The sequence below is a fragment of the Nonomuraea sp. NPDC049028 genome, assembly GCF_043197735.1.
Lineage (GTDB): Bacteria > Actinomycetota > Actinomycetes > Streptosporangiales > Streptosporangiaceae > Nonomuraea.
The window spans coordinates 538,320-558,179 of the sequence record NZ_JBICTR010000008.1 but is presented as its reverse complement, the minus strand read 5'-3'; the positions used below and the strand labels follow the sequence as shown (position 1 = coordinate 558,179).

At 70.3% G+C, this 19,860-nt stretch carries 21 protein-coding genes and 1 pseudogene; 11 read left to right on the top strand and 11 right to left on the bottom strand.

What is annotated here, in order from left to right; genetic code table 11:
• Positions 1–23 precede the first annotated feature (23 nt).
• Positions 24–2,612: an ATP-dependent RNA helicase gene (locus tag ACGFJ2_RS33200; RefSeq protein WP_393474971.1), complete on the bottom strand. Its 2,589-nt coding sequence runs from the start codon at positions 2,610–2,612 to the stop codon at positions 24–26.
• The gene (locus tag ACGFJ2_RS33195) at positions 2,599–2,916 is read right to left on the bottom strand and encodes a helix-turn-helix transcriptional regulator (RefSeq protein WP_357959159.1); all 318 of its coding nucleotides are present in this window, start codon (positions 2,914–2,916) and stop codon (positions 2,599–2,601) included. Before ACGFJ2_RS33195 ends, ACGFJ2_RS33200 begins: the two co-directional genes overlap by 14 nt.
• 83 nt (positions 2,917–2,999) lie before the next feature.
• Here ACGFJ2_RS33195 and ACGFJ2_RS33190 point away from each other — a divergent pair, with 83 nt between their 5' ends.
• On the top strand, positions 3,000–4,151 hold the full coding sequence (locus ACGFJ2_RS33190) for an MFS transporter (RefSeq protein WP_393474968.1): 1,152 nt from the start codon (positions 3,000–3,002) through the stop codon (positions 4,149–4,151).
• Here the strand turns inward: ACGFJ2_RS33190 and ACGFJ2_RS33185 are convergent.
• Positions 4,100–4,714, bottom strand: coding sequence for a TetR family transcriptional regulator (locus tag ACGFJ2_RS33185; RefSeq protein ID WP_393474965.1), 615 nt, complete (start codon positions 4,712–4,714; stop codon positions 4,100–4,102). The genes ACGFJ2_RS33190 and ACGFJ2_RS33185 overlap by 52 nt on opposite strands.
• 87 nt (positions 4,715–4,801) lie before the next feature.
• On the opposite strand from ACGFJ2_RS33185, the gene ACGFJ2_RS33180 reads away from it, so the two are divergent.
• Positions 4,802–5,761, top strand: coding sequence for a hypothetical protein (locus tag ACGFJ2_RS33180; RefSeq protein ID WP_358185413.1), 960 nt, complete (start codon positions 4,802–4,804; stop codon positions 5,759–5,761).
• A 5-nt stretch (positions 5,762–5,766) separates the two neighbouring features.
• Here the strand turns inward: ACGFJ2_RS33180 and ACGFJ2_RS33175 are convergent, their stop codons facing one another.
• Both ACGFJ2_RS33175 and ACGFJ2_RS33170 read right to left on the bottom strand, forming a co-directional pair.
• On the bottom strand, positions 5,767–6,597 hold the full coding sequence (locus ACGFJ2_RS33175; protein WP_357959147.1) for an undecaprenyl-diphosphate phosphatase: 831 nt from the start codon (positions 6,595–6,597) through the stop codon (positions 5,767–5,769).
• A gap of 41 nt (positions 6,598–6,638) precedes the next feature.
• On the bottom strand, positions 6,639–7,520 hold the full coding sequence (locus ACGFJ2_RS33170; RefSeq protein ID WP_357959143.1) for a MurR/RpiR family transcriptional regulator: 882 nt from the start codon (positions 7,518–7,520) through the stop codon (positions 6,639–6,641).
• A 114-nt stretch (positions 7,521–7,634) separates the two neighbouring features.
• Between ACGFJ2_RS33170 and ACGFJ2_RS33165 the strand changes: the two genes are divergently transcribed.
• From ACGFJ2_RS33165 to ACGFJ2_RS33140, 6 genes are read left to right on the top strand one after another with little or no spacing between them, the layout of a single operon-like run.
• Positions 7,635–8,768 carry a C45 family peptidase gene (locus tag ACGFJ2_RS33165; RefSeq protein ID WP_358185417.1) on the top strand — a complete coding sequence of 378 codons (1,134 nt, stop codon included), beginning with the start codon at positions 7,635–7,637 and terminating at the stop codon, positions 8,766–8,768.
• Entirely contained in the window at positions 8,765–10,372 is a 1,608-nt protein-coding gene (locus tag ACGFJ2_RS33160) for an ABC transporter substrate-binding protein (RefSeq protein WP_357959137.1), read from the top strand. Before ACGFJ2_RS33165 ends, ACGFJ2_RS33160 begins: the two co-directional genes overlap by 4 nt.
• A 2-nt stretch (positions 10,373–10,374) precedes the next feature.
• A complete protein-coding gene (locus tag ACGFJ2_RS33155) occupies positions 10,375–11,289 on the top strand; it encodes an ABC transporter permease (protein ID WP_357959134.1) in 915 nt (304 codons plus the stop codon).
• The gene (locus tag ACGFJ2_RS33150) at positions 11,286–12,125 is read left to right on the top strand and encodes an ABC transporter permease (RefSeq protein ID WP_357959131.1); all 840 of its coding nucleotides are present in this window, start codon (positions 11,286–11,288) and stop codon (positions 12,123–12,125) included. The genes ACGFJ2_RS33155 and ACGFJ2_RS33150 overlap by 4 nt, the downstream gene beginning before the upstream one ends.
• The gene (locus ACGFJ2_RS33145) at positions 12,125–13,066 is read left to right on the top strand and encodes an ABC transporter ATP-binding protein (RefSeq protein WP_393474958.1); all 942 of its coding nucleotides are present in this window, start codon (positions 12,125–12,127) and stop codon (positions 13,064–13,066) included. Before ACGFJ2_RS33150 ends, ACGFJ2_RS33145 begins: the two co-directional genes overlap by 1 nt.
• Entirely contained in the window at positions 13,066–13,827 is a 762-nt protein-coding gene (locus ACGFJ2_RS33140; RefSeq protein WP_393474955.1) for an ABC transporter ATP-binding protein, read from the top strand. Before ACGFJ2_RS33145 ends, ACGFJ2_RS33140 begins: the two co-directional genes overlap by 1 nt.
• Before the next feature lie 42 nt (positions 13,828–13,869).
• On the opposite strand, the gene ACGFJ2_RS33135 is transcribed toward ACGFJ2_RS33140, so the two are convergent.
• Complete coding sequence (locus tag ACGFJ2_RS33135; protein WP_393474952.1) at positions 13,870–14,682, bottom strand: NAD(P)H-binding protein; 813 nt, start codon at positions 14,680–14,682, stop codon at positions 13,870–13,872.
• A gap of 74 nt (positions 14,683–14,756) precedes the next feature.
• Between ACGFJ2_RS33135 and ACGFJ2_RS33130 the strand changes: the two genes are divergently transcribed.
• The 3 genes from ACGFJ2_RS33130 to ACGFJ2_RS33120 are packed head-to-tail and all read left to right on the top strand — an operon-like array spanning position 14,757 to position 16,456.
• Positions 14,757–15,674, top strand: a complete 918-nt coding sequence (locus tag ACGFJ2_RS33130; protein ID WP_393474949.1) for an AraC family transcriptional regulator — start codon at positions 14,757–14,759, stop codon at positions 15,672–15,674.
• A 32-nt stretch (positions 15,675–15,706) separates the two neighbouring features.
• On the top strand, positions 15,707–16,213 hold the full coding sequence (locus ACGFJ2_RS33125; RefSeq protein WP_357959116.1) for an HAD domain-containing protein: 507 nt from the start codon (positions 15,707–15,709) through the stop codon (positions 16,211–16,213).
• Positions 16,214–16,273: 60 nt separating this feature from the next.
• The gene (locus ACGFJ2_RS33120; RefSeq protein WP_357959113.1) at positions 16,274–16,456 is read left to right on the top strand and encodes a PspC domain-containing protein; all 183 of its coding nucleotides are present in this window, start codon (positions 16,274–16,276) and stop codon (positions 16,454–16,456) included.
• A gap of 71 nt (positions 16,457–16,527) precedes the next feature.
• Here ACGFJ2_RS33120 and ACGFJ2_RS33115 read toward each other — a convergent pair.
• The 5 genes and pseudogenes from ACGFJ2_RS33115 to ACGFJ2_RS33095 form a co-directional block, all read right to left on the bottom strand.
• Positions 16,528–16,649, bottom strand: a pseudogene (locus ACGFJ2_RS33115) (IS5/IS1182 family transposase); the annotation flags it as partial.
• Positions 16,636–16,890: a hypothetical protein gene (locus tag ACGFJ2_RS33110; RefSeq protein ID WP_358185433.1), complete on the bottom strand. Its 255-nt coding sequence runs from the start codon at positions 16,888–16,890 to the stop codon at positions 16,636–16,638. The pseudogene ACGFJ2_RS33115 and the gene ACGFJ2_RS33110, both read right to left, overlap by 14 nt.
• A gap of 56 nt (positions 16,891–16,946) precedes the next feature.
• Positions 16,947–17,648: a M15 family metallopeptidase gene (locus ACGFJ2_RS33105; protein WP_357959107.1), complete on the bottom strand. Its 702-nt coding sequence runs from the start codon at positions 17,646–17,648 to the stop codon at positions 16,947–16,949.
• Entirely contained in the window at positions 17,645–18,667 is a 1,023-nt protein-coding gene (locus ACGFJ2_RS33100) for a D-alanine--D-alanine ligase (RefSeq protein WP_357959105.1), read from the bottom strand. Before ACGFJ2_RS33100 ends, ACGFJ2_RS33105 begins: the two co-directional genes overlap by 4 nt.
• Positions 18,667–19,032: a hypothetical protein gene (locus ACGFJ2_RS33095; protein WP_357959102.1), complete on the bottom strand. Its 366-nt coding sequence runs from the start codon at positions 19,030–19,032 to the stop codon at positions 18,667–18,669. Before ACGFJ2_RS33095 ends, ACGFJ2_RS33100 begins: the two co-directional genes overlap by 1 nt.
• Between the last annotated feature and the right edge of the window lie 828 nt (positions 19,033–19,860).

The window sequence follows — 19,860 nt, the reverse complement described above, 5'->3', positions numbered from 1 at the left end:
CGGCTCCCGTTCGGCCGCGGGGGTCATCTCGGGTTCGCGCGGCGGGTGGGGGCCGCGGTCAGCGGGTCCTCCGGCCAGGGGTGCCGGGGGTAGCGGCCGCGTAGCTCCGCGCGGACCGCACGGTAGCCCTCGCGCCAGAACGACGCAAGGTCCGCGGTGACCGCCACCGGGCGTCCGGCGGGGGAGAGCAGGTGTACGAGGAGCGGCACACCCGCGATCCTCGGCGTCTCCGTCCAGCCGAACAACTCCTGCAGCTTGACCGCCAGCACCGGCTGCCCGCCCGAATAGTCCACGCGGACACGGGAACCGCTGGGCACCGCGACGCGCTCGGGCGCCACCTCGTCCAGTCGCCGGCTCCATGGGATCAGCCGCTTCAGGGCGGTGGCCACGTCGATGCGCTCCAGGTCGGCTCGGCGGCGGGCGCGGGACAGCTCCGGCTCCAGCCAGCGTTCGGCGATCTCCGCCAGGTCGTCCATCGGGAGCCACGGGTCGCCGAGTTCGCGATGGCAGAACGCCAAGCGGTCCCTGAGGGCGGTGGCCTCCTTGGTCCAGGTCAGTACGTCCTCGGTGCGCAGGCCGTACAGGATGGCCTCGCGTACGTCGGCGTTCTTGAGCGGGGTTGCGGAGAGCTCGATCGCGCCGAGCCGCTCGACGACGCGGGCGGACACGTCGCCGCGGCGCTCGCCCGGCGGGGTGCGCCAGGCGATCTCCTCCTCAGTGGTCACCGGGAACGCCAGCCTGGCGGTCTCCTCGTCGATCACCACGGCCTGACGGATCCGCGCCGACGCCGAGCCGGTGGGACGGTCGGCCACCGCCACGGCCAGCCACATCGCCTCGCCGAGCCGCGACCCCCCGGCCAACTGCGCCTGGGTGCCGGACGCCATCAGGTATCCACCGCCCCGCCGCCGTGCCACCCGCTCAGGAAACGCCAACGCCACCGCCAGCCCGGCCACGGCGTCGTCGGTCATCTCCCGCCTGGCCGGTGACGCGGGTCCCCGGTCCTGGAGTGGGGTGCTTCTTGTGAGGCGGCGGACCTCCTGGCGCCAGCGGGCTGTGAAGCCGTCGCGGCCGTGGCGGGCCGAGCGCCAGATCTCCACGAGGTCGTCACCCGCGTCGCGGGGGAGCTGGTCGGACAGGAGCGCCACCACCTCGGCGGCGCGCGGTCCCAGGTCGAGGAGCGCTCTGGCCAGGCGCGGGTGCACGCCGACCAGTGCCATCCGTCGCCCCCGCGCGGTCACTCGCCACATCACCCGGTCGGTGCCACCACCGGTTACCTGGCCGGTGCTGTCGCCGGTCACATGGTCGGTGCCGTCGTCCGGCCCGTACCAGGGCGTGGTGGTGCCGGGGGCTGGTTCCAGGGCGCCCAGGGTGTGGAGGGTGCGGGTGGCGGCGGTCATCGCGGCAGGTGGTGGTGGGTCGAGCAGGGCGAGGCCTGAGGCGTCCGGGGCACCCCAGCAGGCGGCCTGGAGTGCGAACCCCGTGAGGTCCGCCAAAGCGATCTCCGGCCGTGCGTGGTCGGCGAGCCGCTCGTGCTCCGCCGCCGTCCAGCACCGGTACACCGTGCCGGGAGCCTCCCGCCCGGCCCGGCCGGCGCGCTGGTCGGCCGATGCCTTCGAGACCCGTACGGTGGTGAGCGAGCCGAGGCCCCGGGCGTGGTCGGTGCGCGGCTCCCTGGCCAGGCCCGAGTCCACCACCACCCGCACCCCCGGCACGGTCAGGCTCGACTCCGCCACCGACGTGGCCAGCACCACCCTGCGCGCCGACCCGGGCGACAGCACCGCGTCTTGGACCTGGGCCGGCGCCTGCCCGTGCACCTGAAGCACCTCGACACCACCCGAGAGCCCACTGCCGAGCTGGGCGGCCACCCTGGCGATCTCGCCCGTGCCGGGCAGGAAGCACAGGATGTCGCCCTCCCGTTCGGCCAGCGCCTGCCGTACGACCTGGGCCACGTGCGAGAGCAGCGCGGGGTCGACCCGGAGGCCGTGCGGCGGGGCGACCGGGCGTACCGGTGGCGTCCACACGATCTCGACAGGGTGTGTCGCGCCCGACGCGCGGACGATCGGCGCGTCGCCGAGCAGGCGGGACCAGGGGGCGGCGTCCGCGGTGGCCGAGGCGGCGAGGAGGCGCAGGTCGGGGCGGAGCGTGTCCCGTACGTCGAGCAGGAAAGCGAGCGCCGTGTCGGCGTCGAGGTGGCGTTCGTGGCATTCGTCGAGCATCACCACGTCCACGCCAGAAAGCTCCTGGTCGCGCTGGAGCCGCTGCAGGAGTACGCCGGTGGTGACGACCTCCACCAGGGGGTTCGCGCCGGTGTGCCGTTCGCCGCGGATCGTATAGCTGACGCCCATCCGTTTGGCCGCGGCTCGTACGGCCAGTCGCCGCGGCTCCGCCACCAGCACCCGTAGCCCGGCCGCCGCCAGGGCGAGCGGGACGACGGTGGTCTTGCCCGTGCCGGGCGGTGAGGTCAGGACGGCCGACCCGGCGCGGTCGAGCACGTTGAGCAGCTCGGGCAGGACCTGCTGGATGGGCAGTCCATCAGCCGGGGACACCGGCCGCCCGTCAGGCTGGGGCAGCGGTAGGCCGTCGAACGCGGGCCGTCGCTCAGACCGGGACATGAGCCGCCGAAAGGATCGCGTCGAGCAGGCCGGGGAAGCGGGCGTCGAGGCCGTCGCGCCGCAGGCTGATGTACTTCAGCCGCCCCTCCTGTCTCGACATGATCACCCCGGCCTCGCGCAGCGTTCGGTAGTGGTGCGAGGCCGTCGACTTGTGGACGCCGAGGTCGTCGCCCGCCGCCGTGCACGTTATCTCGCCGCGGCTGGCCAGCCGGATGACGATTTCCATGCGTATGGGATCGGACAGCGCCCGCAACACCTCGGTGAGCTGGATGTCGGCAGTGGCCGGATGGGGAAGCAGGCGCATGGTCCGACCTTACCTCCGTCGCATTGTTTGACAACAATCCAACGATAGTCCAGTTTGATGAGCATCAAACTGAAGGAGACTCAGTGAGCAGTCGGCTCTATCCTCTCGCGCTCGGGAATTTCGCCGTCGGCACCGGCATGTTCGTCACCGCCGGGCTGCTGGCGCCCATTTCACATGATCTGGATATCTCGTTATCGGCGGCCGGCCAGCTGATGACCGTGTTCGCGCTGGCCTACGCGTTGCTGTCGCCGGTGCTGGCCGCCCTGACCGCGCGGCTGTCGCGCCGGCGGGTGCTGCTGATCGCGCTGGCCGTGTTCGTGCTGGGCAACACGTTGACCGCGCTGGCGCCCACGTACCCGCTGGTGATGGTCACCCGCGTGGTCGCGGCGGCGGGGGCGGCGATGTTCACGCCGACCGCCTCCGGTGTCGCCACGGCGCTGAGTTCGCCCGAACGCCGTGGTCGCGCGCTCGCGCTGGTGATGGGCGGCCTGAGCGTCGCGTCGGCGATCGGCGTGCCGCTGGGTACCTGGCTCGGGTCCGCGTTGAGCTGGCGGGCCACGATCTGGCTCGTGGTCGCGCTCGGCGTCCTCGGCTTCGCCGGGGTGGTCGCCGTGGTGCCCGACGTCATGATCGAGGCCACGGGACGGCTGGCCGACCGGTTCGCCCCGCTGGCCGACCGGCGGGTGCTGGCGGTGCTGACGACGCAGTTGCTGATGTTCGCCGCCGGGTTCGCCGCCTACACCTATATCGGCTCGCTGTTCGACCTGCCGCTGCCGGCCGTGCTGTGGGCGTGGGGGATCGGCGGGGTCGTGGGCAACCAGGTCGGCGGGCGGTTCACCGACCTGTACGGGCCGCGGCGGATGGTGCTGATCGGCATCGCCGCCTCGACGGTGTTCATGGCGCTCATCCCGGTCGCCAACCTCGCCCTGCCCATCGCCCTGGTGTGGGCGCTCTGCTGGGGCGCGCTCGGGTGGCTGGTCGCGCCGGCGCAGCAGTACAGGACCGTGGCGGCCGTGCCGCACAACGTGCCGATCGGTCTTGGACTGCTGTCTTCGGCGCAGTACGTCGGGTTGTTCGTGGCGGGCATCACCGGCGGCCTGGCGCTTGACGGGTACGGCAGAGCGGGCGTGATCGTGCTGGCCACCGGGCTCGCGCTGCTGGCGCTGGTCTTCACGCTGGTGACCTATCGGCCGGAGACGGTCAGCTCGTCGAGCGAGAGCGTGCCGGTCAGATAGCGCTGTACGTTGGGCGCCACCAGGGCCGCCACCCGGTCCACGGGCAGCGAGGCCAGCGGATCGACCTTGAGCACGTAGCGGAACATGGCCATGCCGACCAGCTGCGACCCGGCGAGCAGCGCGCGGATCTCGGCGTGGTCGCCGGGCAGCCGCTCGGCGAGCGGCCCGAGCAGATCCACCCGCGTGAGGTTCGTCACCAGGTCGGCCGCGGCCGGGGTGGCGGCGGCCGCCTGAAGGATGGCGGTCAGCCGCGGGCCGTGCGCGGGATGCTCCCAGAGCGACAGATATCTGGTCACCAGCCGCTCGCCTATGTGCTCCGGGTCGCCGTCGAGGGCCTCGGCCATCAGCCGGACCGGCATGCTGTGCTCGATCGCCGCGCGGAACAGCCCCTCCTTGCTCCCGAAGAAGTGCATCACCAGCGCCGGATCGACACCCGCCGCGCGGGCCACGGCCCTGATCGTGGTCTGCTCGTAGCCCTGCGCGGTGAAGGAGTCGACCGCGGCCTCCAAGATCGACGTCCTGGTCGGGGGGCTGCCCGGGCGCCTTCCGCGTTCTTCGGCCATGGGGCCATTCAACTACGGAAATTCATCTATGTAGAATTCGACGGCCATGAATTCAACAGTGATGAAGTCAACAGACAGTGAATCTCTATGAGGAAGATCATCGGCGTGCTCGTCGGGGTCTCCTTGCTCGGCATGCTCTTCTCCGGGTCGTTCCTCGGGACGTTCTTCGAGCCGGAGCCGCACGGCGTGCCGGTCGCGGTGGTCGGGCCGGACACGCTGGTGAACCAGCTGTCGGGCGCCATGGAAGACAAGCAGCCCGGCGGCTTCGACCTGCGGGAATACACCTCCGTCGACGTCGCCCACGAGGCCCTGCTCGGCCGGGAGGTGGACGCGATCCTGGTCCCGCGGGAGGGCAGGCTCGTGGTGGCCAGCGCGGGCGGGCGCGCGGGCGCCGCCGCGATCACCGGGGCCTTCCAAGCCGCAGAGCAGGCGCGGGGCCGGGCGTTGCGGGTGGAGGACGCGGTGCCGCTCGCCGCTGGTGACGTGGGCGGCACGTCCGGCATGTTCTACGTGCTCAGCCTGGTGCTGCCCGGCCTCGCGATGGCCCTGCTGCTCACGAAGGTCGCGCCAGGACACGGCGTGGCTCTGCGGGTCGGGGTGATGGTGGCGGGCGCCCTGGTGGCGGCCTCGGTCAATGCCTGGCTCGCGGACGTGGTGCTCGGCGCCCTGCCCGGCAGATACGGCTGGCTGGTCGTGGTGTCGGCGGGGATCGTGCTGACCATCGGGCTGGTCGTCTCGGGCCTGCTCAAGACCGTCGGCATCGGGGGGATGGTGCTGGCGGCGCTGCTGTTCATCCCGATCGGGCTGCCGGCCAGCGGCGGCCCGATCGGGGCGCGGTTCATTCCCGAGTGGTACGCCGCGATCGGCCGCTTCCTGCCGGTGGAACCGGGGAGCGAGGTGGTGCGCAACACCGTCTACTTCGACGGGGCCGCGCTGGGGACGCCACTAGGGGTGCTGGCGGCCTGGGCGCTGCTCGGGGTGGTCCTCCTGGCGCTGCCCCGCCGCCGTACGAGCTCCCACCAGGCGGCTCATCGCATACGCCGGTGAGTGGCTCAGCCCTGGGCGGGGATCCAGCCGATGGTGACCGCGAGGATGACGAACAGCCCGAGCAGGATGCGATAGATGACGAACCCGGTGAAGCGGTGCTGGCTGATGTACTTCAGGAACCAGGCCACCGCCGCATAGCCGACGACGAACGAGATGACCGTCGCCAGGATGGTCGGCCCCCAGTCGGGTGCCTGGCCCCCGCCGATCTGGGCGACCTCCAGCAGGCCCGACGACAGGACCGCGGGGATGGCCAGCAGGAAGGAGTATTTGGCGGCGTCCTCGCGCCGATAGTCGAGCAGCAGACCCGCCGTGATCGTGCCACCGGAGCGGGAGACGCCCGGGATCAGCGCCAGGGCCTGCGCGAAGCCGTAGACGATGGCGTGCGTGAAGCTCAGGTGCTTCTCCAGCGTGAGCCTGTTGCGGGCGGTGTAGTCGGCGAACCAGAGGATGATGCCGAAGACGATCAGCGTGGTGCCCACCAGGCGCAGGTCGCGGAAGACCGTCTCGATCTGGTCTTTGAACACCAGGCCCAGGATGCCGATGGGCAGGGATCCGACGATCACGTACCAGCCCATCCGGGCGGCGTAGTGGCTGCGCAGCTCGGGCGTCCACAGGGCGCGGGTCCAGGTGGAGATGATCTCCCAGATCTCTTTCCTGAAGTAGATCAGCACCGCCGTCTCGGTGCCGAGCTGGATCACCGCCGTGAACGCGGCGCCGGGATCCTGCCAGCCGAAGAACGCGGACACCACGCGAATATGGGCACTTGAGGAGATCGGCAGGAACTCCGTGAGGCCCTGAATCAGCCCCAGCACCACCGCTTCGAGCCAGCCGATCACGACTACACCTTCCCCATACCCGCGTAAGTGACGAGGCGAGGCTAGCGGATACGGGGGCCCAGCAGTTGCTCGCGGAGTGCGGTCAGCTGGTGGGAATGCTCGACGGAACGGCTCTCGTCGAGCGAATCGAGCGCCAGCAGCAGCGCGTCGGCCACGATGATGCCGGTCAGCGGCTCGGCGCTGATGCCGGTGGGCGTGTGGGGGGCGGCCAGTACGGCGTCGACCCGGTCGGCGAAAGTGCCGCCCAACTCGTCCGAGATGAGGATCACGCCGGCGCCCACCGCGTGGGCCCGGTCGATCAGCACCGTGAGCTCCCTGAGCTTGCGGCCGGGCTGGAAGATGACCACGGCCTCGCCGTGCTGGAGTGAGAGCAGGTCGTCGGCCAGCGCGAAGCCGGTGGCCGAGACCGCGCGGGCCCGGTGACCACGGCGCCCCAGCTTGAGCGCGAAGTAACGGGCAGACGGCTCGGAGGCGCCCGCGCCGTAGACAAGCACCGAGCTCGCGTGGGCCATCACCTCGATCGCGCGCTGGAACGCCTCCGCGTCATAGAGCCGGCGGCCGTGGTCGAGGCGCTCGCGGGCCTCGTCGAAGACCCGGTCCCAGATCGCCGACAGGTCGTGGCCGACATGGCTGATGCGCTGCCGCATGCGTACGTCGGGCGCCACGGCCGAGGTGAACTCACCGGCGAGCGCCCGCTTGAGCCCCGGCAGCCCGCCGAAGCCGAGCCGCTGCATGGTGCGGATCACGGTGGCGTTGCTCGTGCCGGAGGCCGTGCCCAGCTCCTGCGCGCTGGAGAAGAGGATCTGCTCGGGCGCGGCGGAGATCAAGAACTGGCACACGGCGCGCTCGGCGGGAGACAGCTCGTCCCAGAGCTGCTTCACCGTGCTCCTGAGCTGCTCGATCGGACTGTGTGAATTTTCCATTACGAACCTTGACTCCTGTGTAGCGCTCATTACTCTTTCCTGGAAACGACCGCTACGGACTCGTTGCCTCACTGAAATGAACGTTACAGGCAGCGGCCGGTCCAAGGAGCACCATTGAGCCTCACATCCCTGCCCGTCGTCGAGATCGCCGGGGGTCCGCGAGAACGCGGGCGCCAGTACGGCGAGCAGGCCCGCGAGCGGATCCACCGGGCGCTGGCCTACTACGCCGAGGCGTTCGCCCACTCCAGCGGCCTGGACTGGCCACAGGTGACGCAGCGGGCGGCGCGCTGGGTGGAGCCGAGCAAGGCGTTCGCCCCCGACCTGGTGGAGGAGATGGAGGGCATCGCGGAGGGCGCCGGCGTCGAGTTCCTCGACATCGTCGCGCTGAACGCGCGTGGGGAGATCATCTACGACACCACGTTCAACTCCATGGAGCCGGACGGGTGCACCTCCTTCGCCCTGATGGAGCAGGCGTCCGGCGACGGCCACGTCTACGCGGGCCAGAACTGGGACTGGCGGGCCGGCGTGGCCGACACGGTCATGGTGCTCAGGGTGGTCCAGCCGGGCAAGCCCACCGTGATCATGCACGTCGAGGCGGGCCAGGTCGGGCGGCAGGGGGCCAACTCGGCGGGCATCGCGCTCAACGCCAACGGGCTCGGCGGGCGCTTCGACGACGCGATCGGCGTGCCGCAGACGCTGATCAGGCGCCGGGTCCTCGACAGCGCCGACCTCAACTCGGCGCTGGAGGCGCTGACCAAGTCGCGGGCGCACATCGCCAGCAACGCGCTGGTCACCCACCGCGCCGGCTTCGCGATCGACCTGGAGACCACGCCCGGCGCCGTCGGCTGGATGTATCCCACCGACGGACTGCTCGTGCACGGCAACCACTACCAGGCGTTCATGCCGCCCCAGCTGGCCGCCACCTACCGCCCCGGCTCGGCCGACTCGCTGTTCCGGGTGCCGCGCGCGGAGGGCGGGCTGCGCGCCGTACGCCACGCGTCCGGCAGTGACGAGGCGCGCAAGCTGATCCGGCACGCCATGTCCGACCACCTCGGCTACCCCGAGTCGCTCTGCACCCACCCGGACGAGAGCCAGCCCCCTGTCAAGCAGTGGGCCACCCTGCTGTCGAGCTGTGTCGACCTCACCACGGGCGACTACTTGATCGCCGCCGGCACGCCCTGCGACCACGAGTACGAGCGCGTGCCCTGGAACCTCTACGACGGACCGCACGGAGAAGAGACGTTGTGAAGAAGACACTCGCTGTGGCCGGGCTGATCGGTCTCACCGCCGCGTGCGGTGGCCCGGCCGCCACCACCAAGGCGCCCGACCCGGCCAAGCTCACGCTGGTGAACCAGACGGCCAAGGCGACCGGCGCGCTCGACTCGGCCACCTGGCTGCTCGACGAGGAGCCGGGCACGCTGGACATGGACATCGACGGCAACACCGACAACCGCACGGTCCTGGCCAACGTCTGCGAGCGGCTCATGCAGACGCAGCCCGACATGACGGTCAAGCCGTGGCTGGCCGAGAAGATCGACCAGCCCGACCCCAAGACCATGGTCATGACCCTGCGCAAGGACGCCACCTTCCACGACGGCTCGCCGGTCACCGCCGACGACGTCGTGTGGAGCCTGAAGCGGCACTCGGGCGAGGGCATGGACGAGTCCGACGAGTTCGAGGACGTCGAGTCGATCAGCAAGTCCGGCGAGGGCCGGGTCACGATCGCGTTCAAGAAGCCGAACGCGCTGTTCGTCCAGGCCATGGCGGGCGGCGCGGGCATCGTGCTGAACCAGAAGGTCGTGGACAAGCTCGGCAAGGAGTACGGAACGCCGGGCCACGAGGACGCCTGCAGCGGGCCGTACCAGGTTAAGGACTGGAAGTCGGGCACCGAGCTGTCCATCGAGCGCTATGACGCCTATTGGAACAAGGACGTCAAGCCGCTCACCAAGACGGTAACCTTCAAATGGGCCGGCGACACCGCGCTGGTCAACAGCCTGACGACGGGCGCGGCCGACGGCGCGTACCTCTCCAGCACCGGCCCGGCGGTCGCGCTGCAGGGCAACCAGGCGGTCAACGTCGCCTACGGGCCCACCACGCGGGTGTTCGTGCTGCTGCCCACCGACCGCGGCGTGCTGAAGGACCCGAAGATCCGCCGGGCGTTGTCGCTGGCGGTCGACCGGGCGGGCATCGCCAAGTCCGGGTTCGCCGGGCTGGCCAGACCGTGGAAGGTGCCGGTGGGCGCGGGCGCCTGGTCGTACGAGAAGCAGGCCTTCCAGACGGCCTACGACCAGCTGTCCGGCGCGCCGGAGACGCCGTCACTCGACGAGGCCAAGAAGCTGGTCCAGGAGGCCGGTACGCCCAAGGAGCCGATCGTGGTGGCCACCAACGGGGACGAGACCCGTACGGTGATCGCCAACGCGGTGGTCGACGCGGCCAAGAAGATCGGGCTCACCGCGCAGATCAAGACCGTGCCGCCGTCGGAGTTCGGTAGCTTCTACACCGACAAGTCGCTGCGCGCCCAGGTCGACCTGGTGCCCGACGACTGGTACATCACCAAGTCCGACCCGATCGGCTTCTACGACAACGGCCTGACGGGCTCGGCCAACAACTGGGTCGGCTTCAGCTCGCCCGAATACGACGCTCTTGTCGCGAAGGCGCTGGCCGGCACCGACGACGCCCAGCGCGCCAAGGACGTCATCGAGCTGCAGCGGCGCTTCACCGCCGACATGGTGTGGATCTCGCTCGTCGAGGTGCCGTCCGCGGTCGTGCTCGGCGGCAAGGTGACCGGGCCGCCCGCCTCCCAGGTCTACATGGGCTACCCGTGGGCCGCCGACCTCGGGGCCAAGGGCTGAGCATGGTCCGCAAGCTGACCGGGGTGGTCGCGACGCTGCTGGTCACCTCGTTCGTCATCTTCGGGGCGTCGTACGCGGCGCCCGGCGACCCGGTGACGTTCCTGGCGGGCGGCAAGGAGAACCTGACGCCTGAATACCTGGCGGCCGTCCGCGCGCAGTACCACCTGGACGACCCGTTCCTCGTCCAGTTCGGGCGCTGGCTCGGCGACGCCGTGACGGGCGACCTGGGCCGGTCCACGCAGTACAACGACCAGGTGGGCGACCTGCTGGCGGCGCGGTTGCCGAGCACGCTCGGGCTGGTCGCCTACGCGGCCGTGCTGTTCGTGGTGTTCGGCATCGCGCTGGGCGTGCTGGCGGCGGTACGCGGCGGGCGGACCGACGCGGCGGTGGTGGCGGGCACGACGTTCGCCACCTCCGTGCCGCCGTTCGTGGTGGCCACCGTGCTGATCTCGCTGTTCGGCGTCCGGCTCGGCTGGTTCCCCGTCATGGGCGGCGGCTCGCTCTGGCACCTGACCCTGCCGGCCGTGACGCTGGCGCTCGGCGCGCTGGCGATCATCAGCCGGGTCACCAGGCAGGCCATGGTCGAGCAGCGCGAGCTCGACCACGTGACCGTCGCCCGCGCCTCCGGGCTGTCCGAGCGGCTGATCGTGGTCAGGCACGTCTTCCGCGGCGCGCTGGGCCCGATCGTGACCATGTGCGGGCTGGTGACCGCCGGGATGCTGGCCGGGACGGTGACTGTGGAGACCGCGTTCGGCCTCAGCGGCATCGGCTCGCTGCTGGTCAACGCGATCAACACGCACGACTTCCCCGTGACGCAGGCGGTGCTGCTGCTCATGGTCACCGCCTACATCGTGGTGACCACGCTGGTGGAGCTGGTCCAGCCGCTGATCGACCCCCGAGCAAGGAGGCGGACATGACCGCCGTTGCCACGCTGTCGCCGCGACCGGCCCGGCCGCTCGGCTACCTGCTCGCCGCCGCCTTCCTCGGCCTGGTCGTGGTCGGCGCGGTGTGCGCGCCGCTGGTCACGCCGTTCGAGCCGGACGCGGTCGACTTCGGCGCCTCGCTCGCGCCGGTCTCGCCCGAGCACCTGCTCGGCGCCGACCAGTCGGGCCGCGACCTGCTCACCCGCATCCTGTACGGCGCCCGCACCTCGCTGGTCGGCCCGCTGCTGCTACTCGCCATCGCCTCGGCCCTCGGCGTCGCCCTGGGCACGCTGGCCGCCTGGCACCGGGGCTGGGTCGACGCGGTGGTGTCCAGGGTGACCGACGTGATGTACGCCTTCCCCGGCCTGCTGTTCGTGGTGCTCATCGTGGCCGTCTTCGGCAACGGCATGACCACGGCGGTCATCGCGCTGGGCCTGGCCTACGCGCCGACGATCGCCAAGTACACCAGGAGCGTCGCGCTGGCCGAATGCGGCAAGCCGTACATCGACGCCTATCGGGTGCAGGGCATGGGCGGGCTGGCGATCTGCGTGCGCCACCTGGTGCCGAACATGGGGCGCTCGATCGTCGGCTACCTCGTGGTGCTGTTCGGCGAGGGGCTGATGAGCCTGGCCACGCTGAGCTTCCTGGGGTTCGGCGCGCAGCCGCCGTCGTCCGACTGGGGCCTCATGGTCAAGGAGGGGCAGCCGGCGATCGTGCAGGGCGCCTTCCTGCCCGTGCTGGTGCCCGGCGCGGCCATCGCCCTGGTGGTCGTGTCGTTCAACGTGATCGGCGTACGGCTCGCCGACCGCATGGGCGTGAGGGGAATCTGATGCTGCTCTCCGTGGAGGACCTCACGATCGAGGCGGGCGGCCGGCGGCCGATCCTGCGCGAGGTGTCGCTGAGCGTCGGCAAGGGCGAGGTCGTCGGTCTGGTCGGCGAGTCCGGCTCGGGCAAGTCCACGATCGCCCGCGCGGTGCTGCGCCTCCTGCCGCAGGGGGCGCGAGTGTCGGGCCGGGTGCTGGTCTCCGGCGACGACGTGCTCTCGATGAGCCCGGCGGCGCTCAGGGACCTGCGGGCCGCCCAGGTGTCGATGATCTACCAGGATCCGCGCTCGTCGCTCAACCCGGTACGCCGGATCGGCGACTTCCTCACCGAACGCATGGTGCTCACCCTGGGCCGGTCCAAGGCGGAGGCCCGTACGCGGGCGCTGGAGCTGCTGGCCGCCGTCGGCCTGCGCGACCCCGAGCGGTGCGTGCGGCAGTACCCGCACGAGCTGTCCGGCGGCATGCTCCAGCGCGTGGTCATCGCCGCCGCGCTGGCCGCCGACCCCGCCCTGCTCCTGGCCGACGAGGCGACCAGCGCGCTCGACGTCACCACCCAGGCCGAAACGCTCGCGCTGCTGCGCCGGATCCAGGCCGAACGGGAGCTCGGCATGCTGTTCATCACGCACGACCTGCACCTGGCCGCCGCCTACTGCGACCGGGTGCACGTGCTGTACGCCGGTGCGGTGGTGGAGTCGCGGTCGGCCAAGGAGTTGTTCGCGGACCCGCGGCACCCGTACACGGCCGGGCTGCTCGCCTGCACGCCCGAGCTCGGCGACCCGCGCCCGATCCGCCCCATTCCCGGCCGGCCGCCGTCGCTCGACGACGCGTTCACCGGCTGCCCGTTCGCGCCGCGCTGCCCGCACGCCACCGGCGACTGCGACGCCTGGCAGCCGCGGCCCCTGACCGTCGCGGGCGGCTCGGCCGCCTGCCGCCTCGTGGAGGCCTGATGCTGGCCGTAGAGAAGCTCAGCAAGTCCTTCCAGGGCACCGTGGCCGCCGACGAGGTCTCCTTCGAGCTGGCGCCGGGCGGCTCGCTCGGGCTGGTCGGCGAGTCCGGCTCCGGCAAGACCACGATCGCCCGCATGCTCGTCGGCCTGGTCACTCCCGACTCCGGCACGATCACCGTGGCCGGCCGCCCCCGCGGCCCGAAGGAGCGCGGCAAGGCGGCCAGGCTCCGAAGAGCACGCGAGATCCAGATGGTCTTCCAGGACCCCTACCTCTCCCTGGACCCCCGGCTGACCGCGACCGAATGCCTGCACACCTCGCTCCGCCTGCACGGCAAGCCGCCCGCCCGCGCCGCCGAACTGCTCGACCAGGTGGGCCTGGGCAGCCGCGAGGCCGGCGCGCGCCCGCACCAGCTGAGCGGCGGCCAACGCCAGCGCCTCGCCATCGCCAGAGCGCTCGCGGTCGAGCCGTCGGTGCTGGTGCTCGACGAGGCCGTGGCCGCACTCGACGTCTCCATCCAGGCCCAGATCCTGGAGCTGCTGGCCCAGGTACGTCGCGACGCGGGCGTGGCCCTGCTGTTCGTCAGCCACGACCTGGCCGTGGTCCGGCACCTGTGCGAGGAGACGCTGGTGCTGCATCGGGGGGTGGTCGTGGAGCGGGGCCCGGTCGAGCGGGTGCTGGCCGAGCCGGAGCACCCCTACACGCGCCTGCTGCTGGCCTCGGTGCCCGGCCCCGGCTGGGATCCGGCCAAAGTGGTGCGTTGAGCGCACGGTCCAGGTGGTGCGTGGCGCGCGGTCCAGGGGGCGTCAACGCACGGTCCAGATCGCCTTGTTCGCGGTGGCGTAGTCGGTGAAGTCTCGGGCGGGCCGGCCGAGCGCCTGGTGGACGCCGTCGGCGAGGTGCGCGTTGCGGCCGTCCAGGACCTCGGCGAACAGCCCGTTCAGCCCTTCGATCTCGTTCTCGGGCACGCCTTGCTCGCGGGCCCCGGCCGCGAACTCCTCGGCCGTCACCGGCACGTAGACGATGTCCCGGCCCGTCGCCTTGGACAGCTCGGCGCCCACGTCCGTGAACGTGAGCAGCCTCGGCCCGGTCAGCTCGTACAGCTTGCCGCCGTGGCCCTCCTGGGTCAGCGCCGCCACCACGACGTCCGCGATGTCGTCCACGTCCACGAACGGCTCGGGCACGTCCGCGATCGGCAGCGCGATGACCCCTTCGAGCACGGGATCCAGCAGGTAGCCCTCGCTGAAGTTCTGCATGAACCAGCTGCACCGCACGATCGTCCAGTCGGCCCCGGACGACTGGACGACCTGCTCGGCCGCCTCGGCCATCGGCTCGCCCCGGCCGGAGAGCAGGACCAGCCGGCCGACGCCGCCGGCCACGGCGAGCGAGGTGAAGGCCTGGATGTCTGCCAGGGCGCCGGGGAAGGCGAGGTCGGGATAGTAGGTCACGTACACGGAGTCGACCCCGTCCAACGCGGGCGCCCACGTGGATCGGTCTGTCCAGTCGAAGGACGGTCGCGCGGAGCGGGAGCCGATCCGCCACGGGTGGTCGAGAACGGTGAGCCTGTTCGCCACGCGGCGGCCGGTCTTGCCCGTGCCGCCCAGCACCAAAGTTGTCATGGCTCAAGTAAGCCGCCGAAGTCTGAGACTCTCCATGGTTGAGAAGCGCAATCCCATATGCGATCGTCTAACCCATGGACCAGCTAGCCGCCCTGCTCGACGGTCCGCGGGCGAGGGGCGCCTTCATGCTCCGCTGCCTGCTCGATCCGCCCTGGTCGCTGCGCATCCAGGACGAGGCCCCGCTCACGGTGGTGGTGATGGTGCGTGGCGAGGCGTGGATGGTGCCCGATGAGGGGGATGTCGTCCGGCTGTGTCCTGGAGAGGTGGCGATCATCCGCGGGCCCAAGCCGTACACGGTGGCCGACAACCCGGCCACGCCGCCGCAGATCGTCATCCACCCCGGCCAGCACTGCACCACGGTCGACGGGGAGTCGCTCGCCCAGGCCATGGACCTGGGCGTACGCACCTGGGGCAACGCCGCGGACGGCGAGACCGTGATGATCACCGGCGCCTACCTCATGGAGGGAGAGGTGAGCAGGCGGCTGCTGGAGGCGCTGCCCACGCTGCTGGTCCAGCGGGGCGACCCGCTCGTCCCGCTGCTGGGCGCCGAGATCGTCAAGGACCAGCCGGGGCAGGAGGCGGTCCTCGACCGGCTGCTCGACCTGCTGCTCATCTCCGTGCTGCGGTCGTGGTTCGCCACCCACGAGGCGCCGGCCTGGTATCGGGCGCAGAGCGATCCGGTGGTGGGCCGGGCCATGCGGATGCTGCACAACAACCCGGCACACCCGTGGACGGTCGCCGCGCTGGCCGCGCAGGTGGGCGTCTCGCGGGCCTCGCTGGCCAGGCGCTTCACCGAGCTGGTCGGCGAGCCGCCCATGGCGTTCCTGACCGGCTGGCGGCTGGCTCTTGCCGCCGATCTGCTGCGCGAGCCCGACGCGACGGTCGGCTCGGTGGCCAGGCAGGTCGGCTACGGCAGCCCGTTCGCGCTCAGCGCGGCCTTCAAGCGAGTACGCGGCGTCAGCCCGCAGGAGCATCGGGGGGCGGTTCGGTGAGACCGCAGCCCGCAGGGGCACCGGGCGGTCCGGTGAGACCGCTGCTGCTGATCGACGTCGACGGGGTGCTCAACCCGTTCAGCCGGCCCACGCCCGACTTCCGCCGCTACCAGTGCACGGTCGGCGACCAGGTCTACACCGTGCAGCTCAACGCCAGGCACGGCACCAGGCTGCTGGAGCTGGCCCTGGTCACCGGGGCCGAGCTGGTCTGGGCGACGACCTGGGAGCAGCACGCCAACGAGTGGATCGGTCCCCGGCTCGGCCTGCCCGAGCTGCCCGTCATTCCCATGGGACCGGACCAGGGGGGTTTGTACGGGGAAATGTTTAAAACCCCGCACGTAGCCGCTTATGTCGGCCGCAGACCGTTCGTATGGTTCGACGACCAGGTATGGCTGGAGGACGAGGAATACCTCAGGGGCACTCAGGGTCTCGATGATTTCCTGCTCATTCATGTTGATCCGAGACAGGGCCTGACCAGCCAACACCTCGCCCAGGCACACGAGTGGCTGACCCTCTCAGGGTTTTCTCAGGGTGCCTAGTGGGATATCTCCAGCCTGGACATCCGTTTTCCAGATAGGTGCAACCACACGGAGGAAACGATGTACCGCTCACGAGAGCATAGAATCCTGGCCGGCGTCTGCGGCGGTCTCGCCGACAAGATGGGCCTGCCCCCCACCCTCGTCCGGATCCTCTGGCTGCTGCTGTCGCTCATCCCCGGACCGCTCTGGGTGGTCTACGTGGCCATGTGGATCCTCGTCCCCGAGGAGCCGCAGCGCTACTAAGGGCTGTTTCTTAGATCAGGTACGGAGCCAGATGACCAGGGCGGCCAGGGTGACGGTGCCGAGGAAGACGTAGGCGCGTTTGTCATAACGCGCGTCGTACGGTGATCGTTCCATCGCCCGCCTCGTTGGCCGGCTTGGGGCCAGCAGCGGGTGGAGCCGCTCCCACTCGGCGTTTTAAGTCACCACGTCCCACGCTGGTAGGCCGCCTGGTCGGCCACGACGGCGCGGTAGGCGTCGCGTCCGCCGTAACGGGCGATCTGGCGAGGGTTCGCCGAAGAAGCCCGGTTCAGCCGCCGGGCCGGCGCCGGACTTCCGGCCGCCGGCCCTCGCGAGATCACCTCCCGCTCGGCCGCCGAAAGGTGTGCCTTGGCGCGTCGCTGTGGCCGATGGCGGATGCCTCCGGTCTGCGCCAAGAAGCTCCGGACATGGTGCATGGGCACGCCCCATCGAATTGAACGACTCCCCCGCACGCCATCGCTGCCAGTGGACGTCACCCCGGCTCCTGGTCGCCCAGTTCGTCGCTTGTGGGCGTGCAAGGCCTCAACCCGCGCCAGCCGATCTCGCCGTAGAAGGCTTCCGGCTCCTTGTAATGCGCCGCCCAGATCTGGTTGCCGAAGTCGAAATGCCACCACTCGTCGGCATCGCAGCGGAAGCCGGCACCGATCATGGCGTCCCGCAGTCTCCGCCGGTTGTCCCTGACCAGGGAGTTCCCAGGGCGGTCTTCAAAGTAGAGCGCCGCCGACTCGGGACCGAAGTGATCGAAGGCCGTCCCCATGTCGAGCTCTTGTCCAGCCCAGTCCAGCAGTGTCAGATCCACCGCCCCGCCGGTGGCATGGGGAGGGACGCGTCGCGGATCTCCTGGTTCGGTGACGAAGACCTCCGCCTGCTTGCGCAGTTCGGCCTCGTCCATCTCCGGGTGCGTGACTCGAAGGTTCGCGAGGTAGCGCAGGTAGATGTTGCTCTGCACGGACCGCGGCCGACAGCCGTCCCAGATCCTGAAGGTGAGCGGAGCCAGGCTGCGCTGGATGCTGACCAGCATGCGGGCGACCGCATGACGTACGTACATCGCGCTGGTCGGTGACAGGCCCCGCCGAAAATAGGAGGGGGACAGATCGAAGGGGTAGGAACGGAGATCCACCAAGGGATCTCCGTTCTCCCTGATGGCGACGTGCTCGAACTCGACGGCCGTCATCCGTCTGCCGCCGATCGGCAGATGCGCTCGCAGAGCTCGGGAAACGAGACCCCCGACGCCTGCGCGGCCTGAGGGAAGAGGCTGGTCGCGGTCAGGCCGGGCAATGTGTTCACCTCCAGGCACCACAGGTGTCCCGCCTCGTCCTGCCGGAAATCCACGCGGCTGTAGGAGCCCGCCTTGAGGATCTCGTGCGCCCGGCCCGCGAGATTTTGCAGTTCGGCCGTCAATTCCGGGGAAATGCCGGCAGGGAAGATCTCCAGCGCGACACCCGGCTGGTATTTGGCCTCGTAGTCGAAGATCTCCTTGACGCCCAGCTTGATCTCTCCCACAGCCAGCGGCCGTCCGTCGAGGACGCCGACGACGAATTCCCGTCCGGGCACGAAGCGCTCGACGAGCACACCGGCGTCGTGCATTCGGGCGGTCCTGACGGCGTCGTGCAAATCCTGCGGCCTCTTCACCAGGGTCAGGCCGACGGTGGACCCCTGCGCGTTCGGTTTGACGATTACCGGGCTGCTGGGGGTGATCTCGAACGGGATGCCGCCGGGATCGTCATCCGGCTCCAGGAGCACCCAGTCAGGAGTGGGTATGGCCTCCGCACGGAAGAGCCGCTTGCTCAGGTCCTTGTCCATGGCAATGGCGCTGGCGAGGTGGCCGCTGCCGGTGTAGCGCAGCCCCGCCGAGTCCAGGATCGCCTGGATGACACCGTTCTCCCCCGCTCCTCCGTGCAGGGCGAGGAAGACGAGGTCCGCGCCCAGCAGTTCTTCCACCAGCCGGGGCGCCATGCCCACGACGGGCCGCAGGGCCAGGTCAGGCGGCGCGTGTCCCACCGTCGCCGCCAGCACGCGCTCCTCCTCGGCGGAGCTGAGCCGGCCCTTGACGGTGTCGAAGACCTCCACGCTGTGGCCGCGCCCGCGTAGGGCCGGGATGACCTCCGCGGCGGAGGCGATCGAAACGTCACGCTCGGCGCTGGCGCCACCGAGGAGCAGCGCCACGCGCAGCGGCTTGGAGGGCAGGCCCATCAGATCATCTGCCTTTCGAAGGCTTTTACGATTCGGTGGATGTCGTACAACGGCGTCGCGTCCTCCATGAGGAGGACCTCTGTCTGGACAGGTGTCGCGGTGGACCTGCAGGCCGCCATGTAGGCATGGATCGGCTCGAGGAGGTCGCCGGGAACGAGTTCGGGATTGCCCACCACCGCGGTCTTTCCGGCGTTGCGGAGATGGAGCGCGGAAAAGATGTCGTCGTCGCTGGGCGTCAGGCCTGGATCCACGATGGCGAGGTGAACCCCATCGGCCAGCGCGCCTTTCCGCTGAATCACCTGCGCCGCCGTGACGACCTCGACAACGCGGAAGGGCGTTTCTCGTAACGAGGCGATTCCGCTCACCAGAAGGACAGGAACGGAAAATGTCATGCTGCGGCCCGGCGCATGCCCATCAGATCATCTGGCGTCACATCGGTGGTCCACCGCATTGTCAAGGTCTTCATCTCCCCCTGGTCGTACGGCGCGGCCGAATGCCGGGCCCGAGCGTGTGCAGCGATCTTCGAGACCTGAACCTGTATGGCCGGTTCGAACTCGACATGAGCCATCACCTCGGCGTCGGTCTGCCCGGCCCGGGCGGAAGGCCGCGGCGACTCGCTCGCTTGAGCGCACGCTCACGTCGGGACTATTGGGGCCAGCCGTCTACGTCACCGTTGGGCTGCGCCGTTCGACCGGTACATGCATCGTCCATGCGAGCGACCTCTCGACGACCAGCGCCGGGGCATCGATCTCCATCGTCTCGACAAAGTCCATCTGGTCTCCATCAGGCGTGGACCGCGGATACTCCCAGATCAGCGTGCGGCCGTCTGTGAAGTAGTTGGTGCGGAACCGCTTGCGCTGCGGCGGATCAGTGGACTCTCAAAGGACCGCACCGGGTGCGTAGAGGGCGATGTCGTGGCTCGATGTCATGGTTCTGGGGCTCCTCATTCGGGTCGCGCCTCGTGATCAACGAGGAATCAGTCTGGCCGCGAATTAGTTCGACGCGCGCCGAAGTGTCGCCGCACCGCCACGAGTGATGCGTCCGACGCAACGCATCACGGTGTACAAGCGACACCGCCGCTGGTCGGCCGACGGCACATCACCTCCGCCGCCTCCCGCACTGGGCCGGCAAAGGGGGAACGCCTCCGGGGCAAACCGGGGCGATCCGGTGCTGGCCGCGCTGCGTCCTATCCT

What these genes read in the sequence shown, in the direction of transcription:
- ACGFJ2_RS33195 (WP_357959159.1), bottom strand. Translation starts at nt 2,916, where the DNA reads ATGCGCCTGCTTCCCCATCCGGCCACTGCCGACATCCAGCTCACCGAG.
- ACGFJ2_RS33180 (WP_358185413.1), top strand. Translation starts at nt 4,802, where the DNA reads ATGAGGAAGATCATCGGCGTGCTCGTCGGGGTCTCCTTGCTCGGCATG.
- ACGFJ2_RS33200 (WP_393474971.1), bottom strand. Translation starts at nt 2,612, where the DNA reads ATGTCCCGGTCTGAGCGACGGCCCGCGTTCGACGGCCTACCGCTGCCC.
- ACGFJ2_RS33135 (WP_393474952.1), bottom strand. Translation starts at nt 14,682, where the DNA reads ATGACAACTTTGGTGCTGGGCGGCACGGGCAAGACCGGCCGCCGCGTG.
- ACGFJ2_RS33110 (WP_358185433.1), bottom strand. Translation starts at nt 16,890, where the DNA reads ATGCACCATGTCCGGAGCTTCTTGGCGCAGACCGGAGGCATCCGCCAT.
- ACGFJ2_RS33130 (WP_393474949.1), top strand. Translation starts at nt 14,757, where the DNA reads ATGGACCAGCTAGCCGCCCTGCTCGACGGTCCGCGGGCGAGGGGCGCC.
- ACGFJ2_RS33150 (WP_357959131.1), top strand. Translation starts at nt 11,286, where the DNA reads ATGACCGCCGTTGCCACGCTGTCGCCGCGACCGGCCCGGCCGCTCGGC.
- ACGFJ2_RS33105 (WP_357959107.1), bottom strand. Translation starts at nt 17,648, where the DNA reads ATGACGGCCGTCGAGTTCGAGCACGTCGCCATCAGGGAGAACGGAGAT.
- ACGFJ2_RS33120 (WP_357959113.1), top strand. Translation starts at nt 16,274, where the DNA reads ATGTACCGCTCACGAGAGCATAGAATCCTGGCCGGCGTCTGCGGCGGT.
- ACGFJ2_RS33145 (WP_393474958.1), top strand. Translation starts at nt 12,125, where the DNA reads ATGCTGCTCTCCGTGGAGGACCTCACGATCGAGGCGGGCGGCCGGCGG.
- ACGFJ2_RS33185 (WP_393474965.1), bottom strand. Translation starts at nt 4,714, where the DNA reads ATGGCCGAAGAACGCGGAAGGCGCCCGGGCAGCCCCCCGACCAGGACG.
- ACGFJ2_RS33155 (WP_357959134.1), top strand. Translation starts at nt 10,375, where the DNA reads ATGGTCCGCAAGCTGACCGGGGTGGTCGCGACGCTGCTGGTCACCTCG.
- ACGFJ2_RS33140 (WP_393474955.1), top strand. Translation starts at nt 13,066, where the DNA reads ATGCTGGCCGTAGAGAAGCTCAGCAAGTCCTTCCAGGGCACCGTGGCC.
- ACGFJ2_RS33170 (WP_357959143.1), bottom strand. Translation starts at nt 7,520, where the DNA reads ATGGAAAATTCACACAGTCCGATCGAGCAGCTCAGGAGCACGGTGAAG.
- ACGFJ2_RS33100 (WP_357959105.1), bottom strand. Translation starts at nt 18,667, where the DNA reads ATGGGCCTGCCCTCCAAGCCGCTGCGCGTGGCGCTGCTCCTCGGTGGC.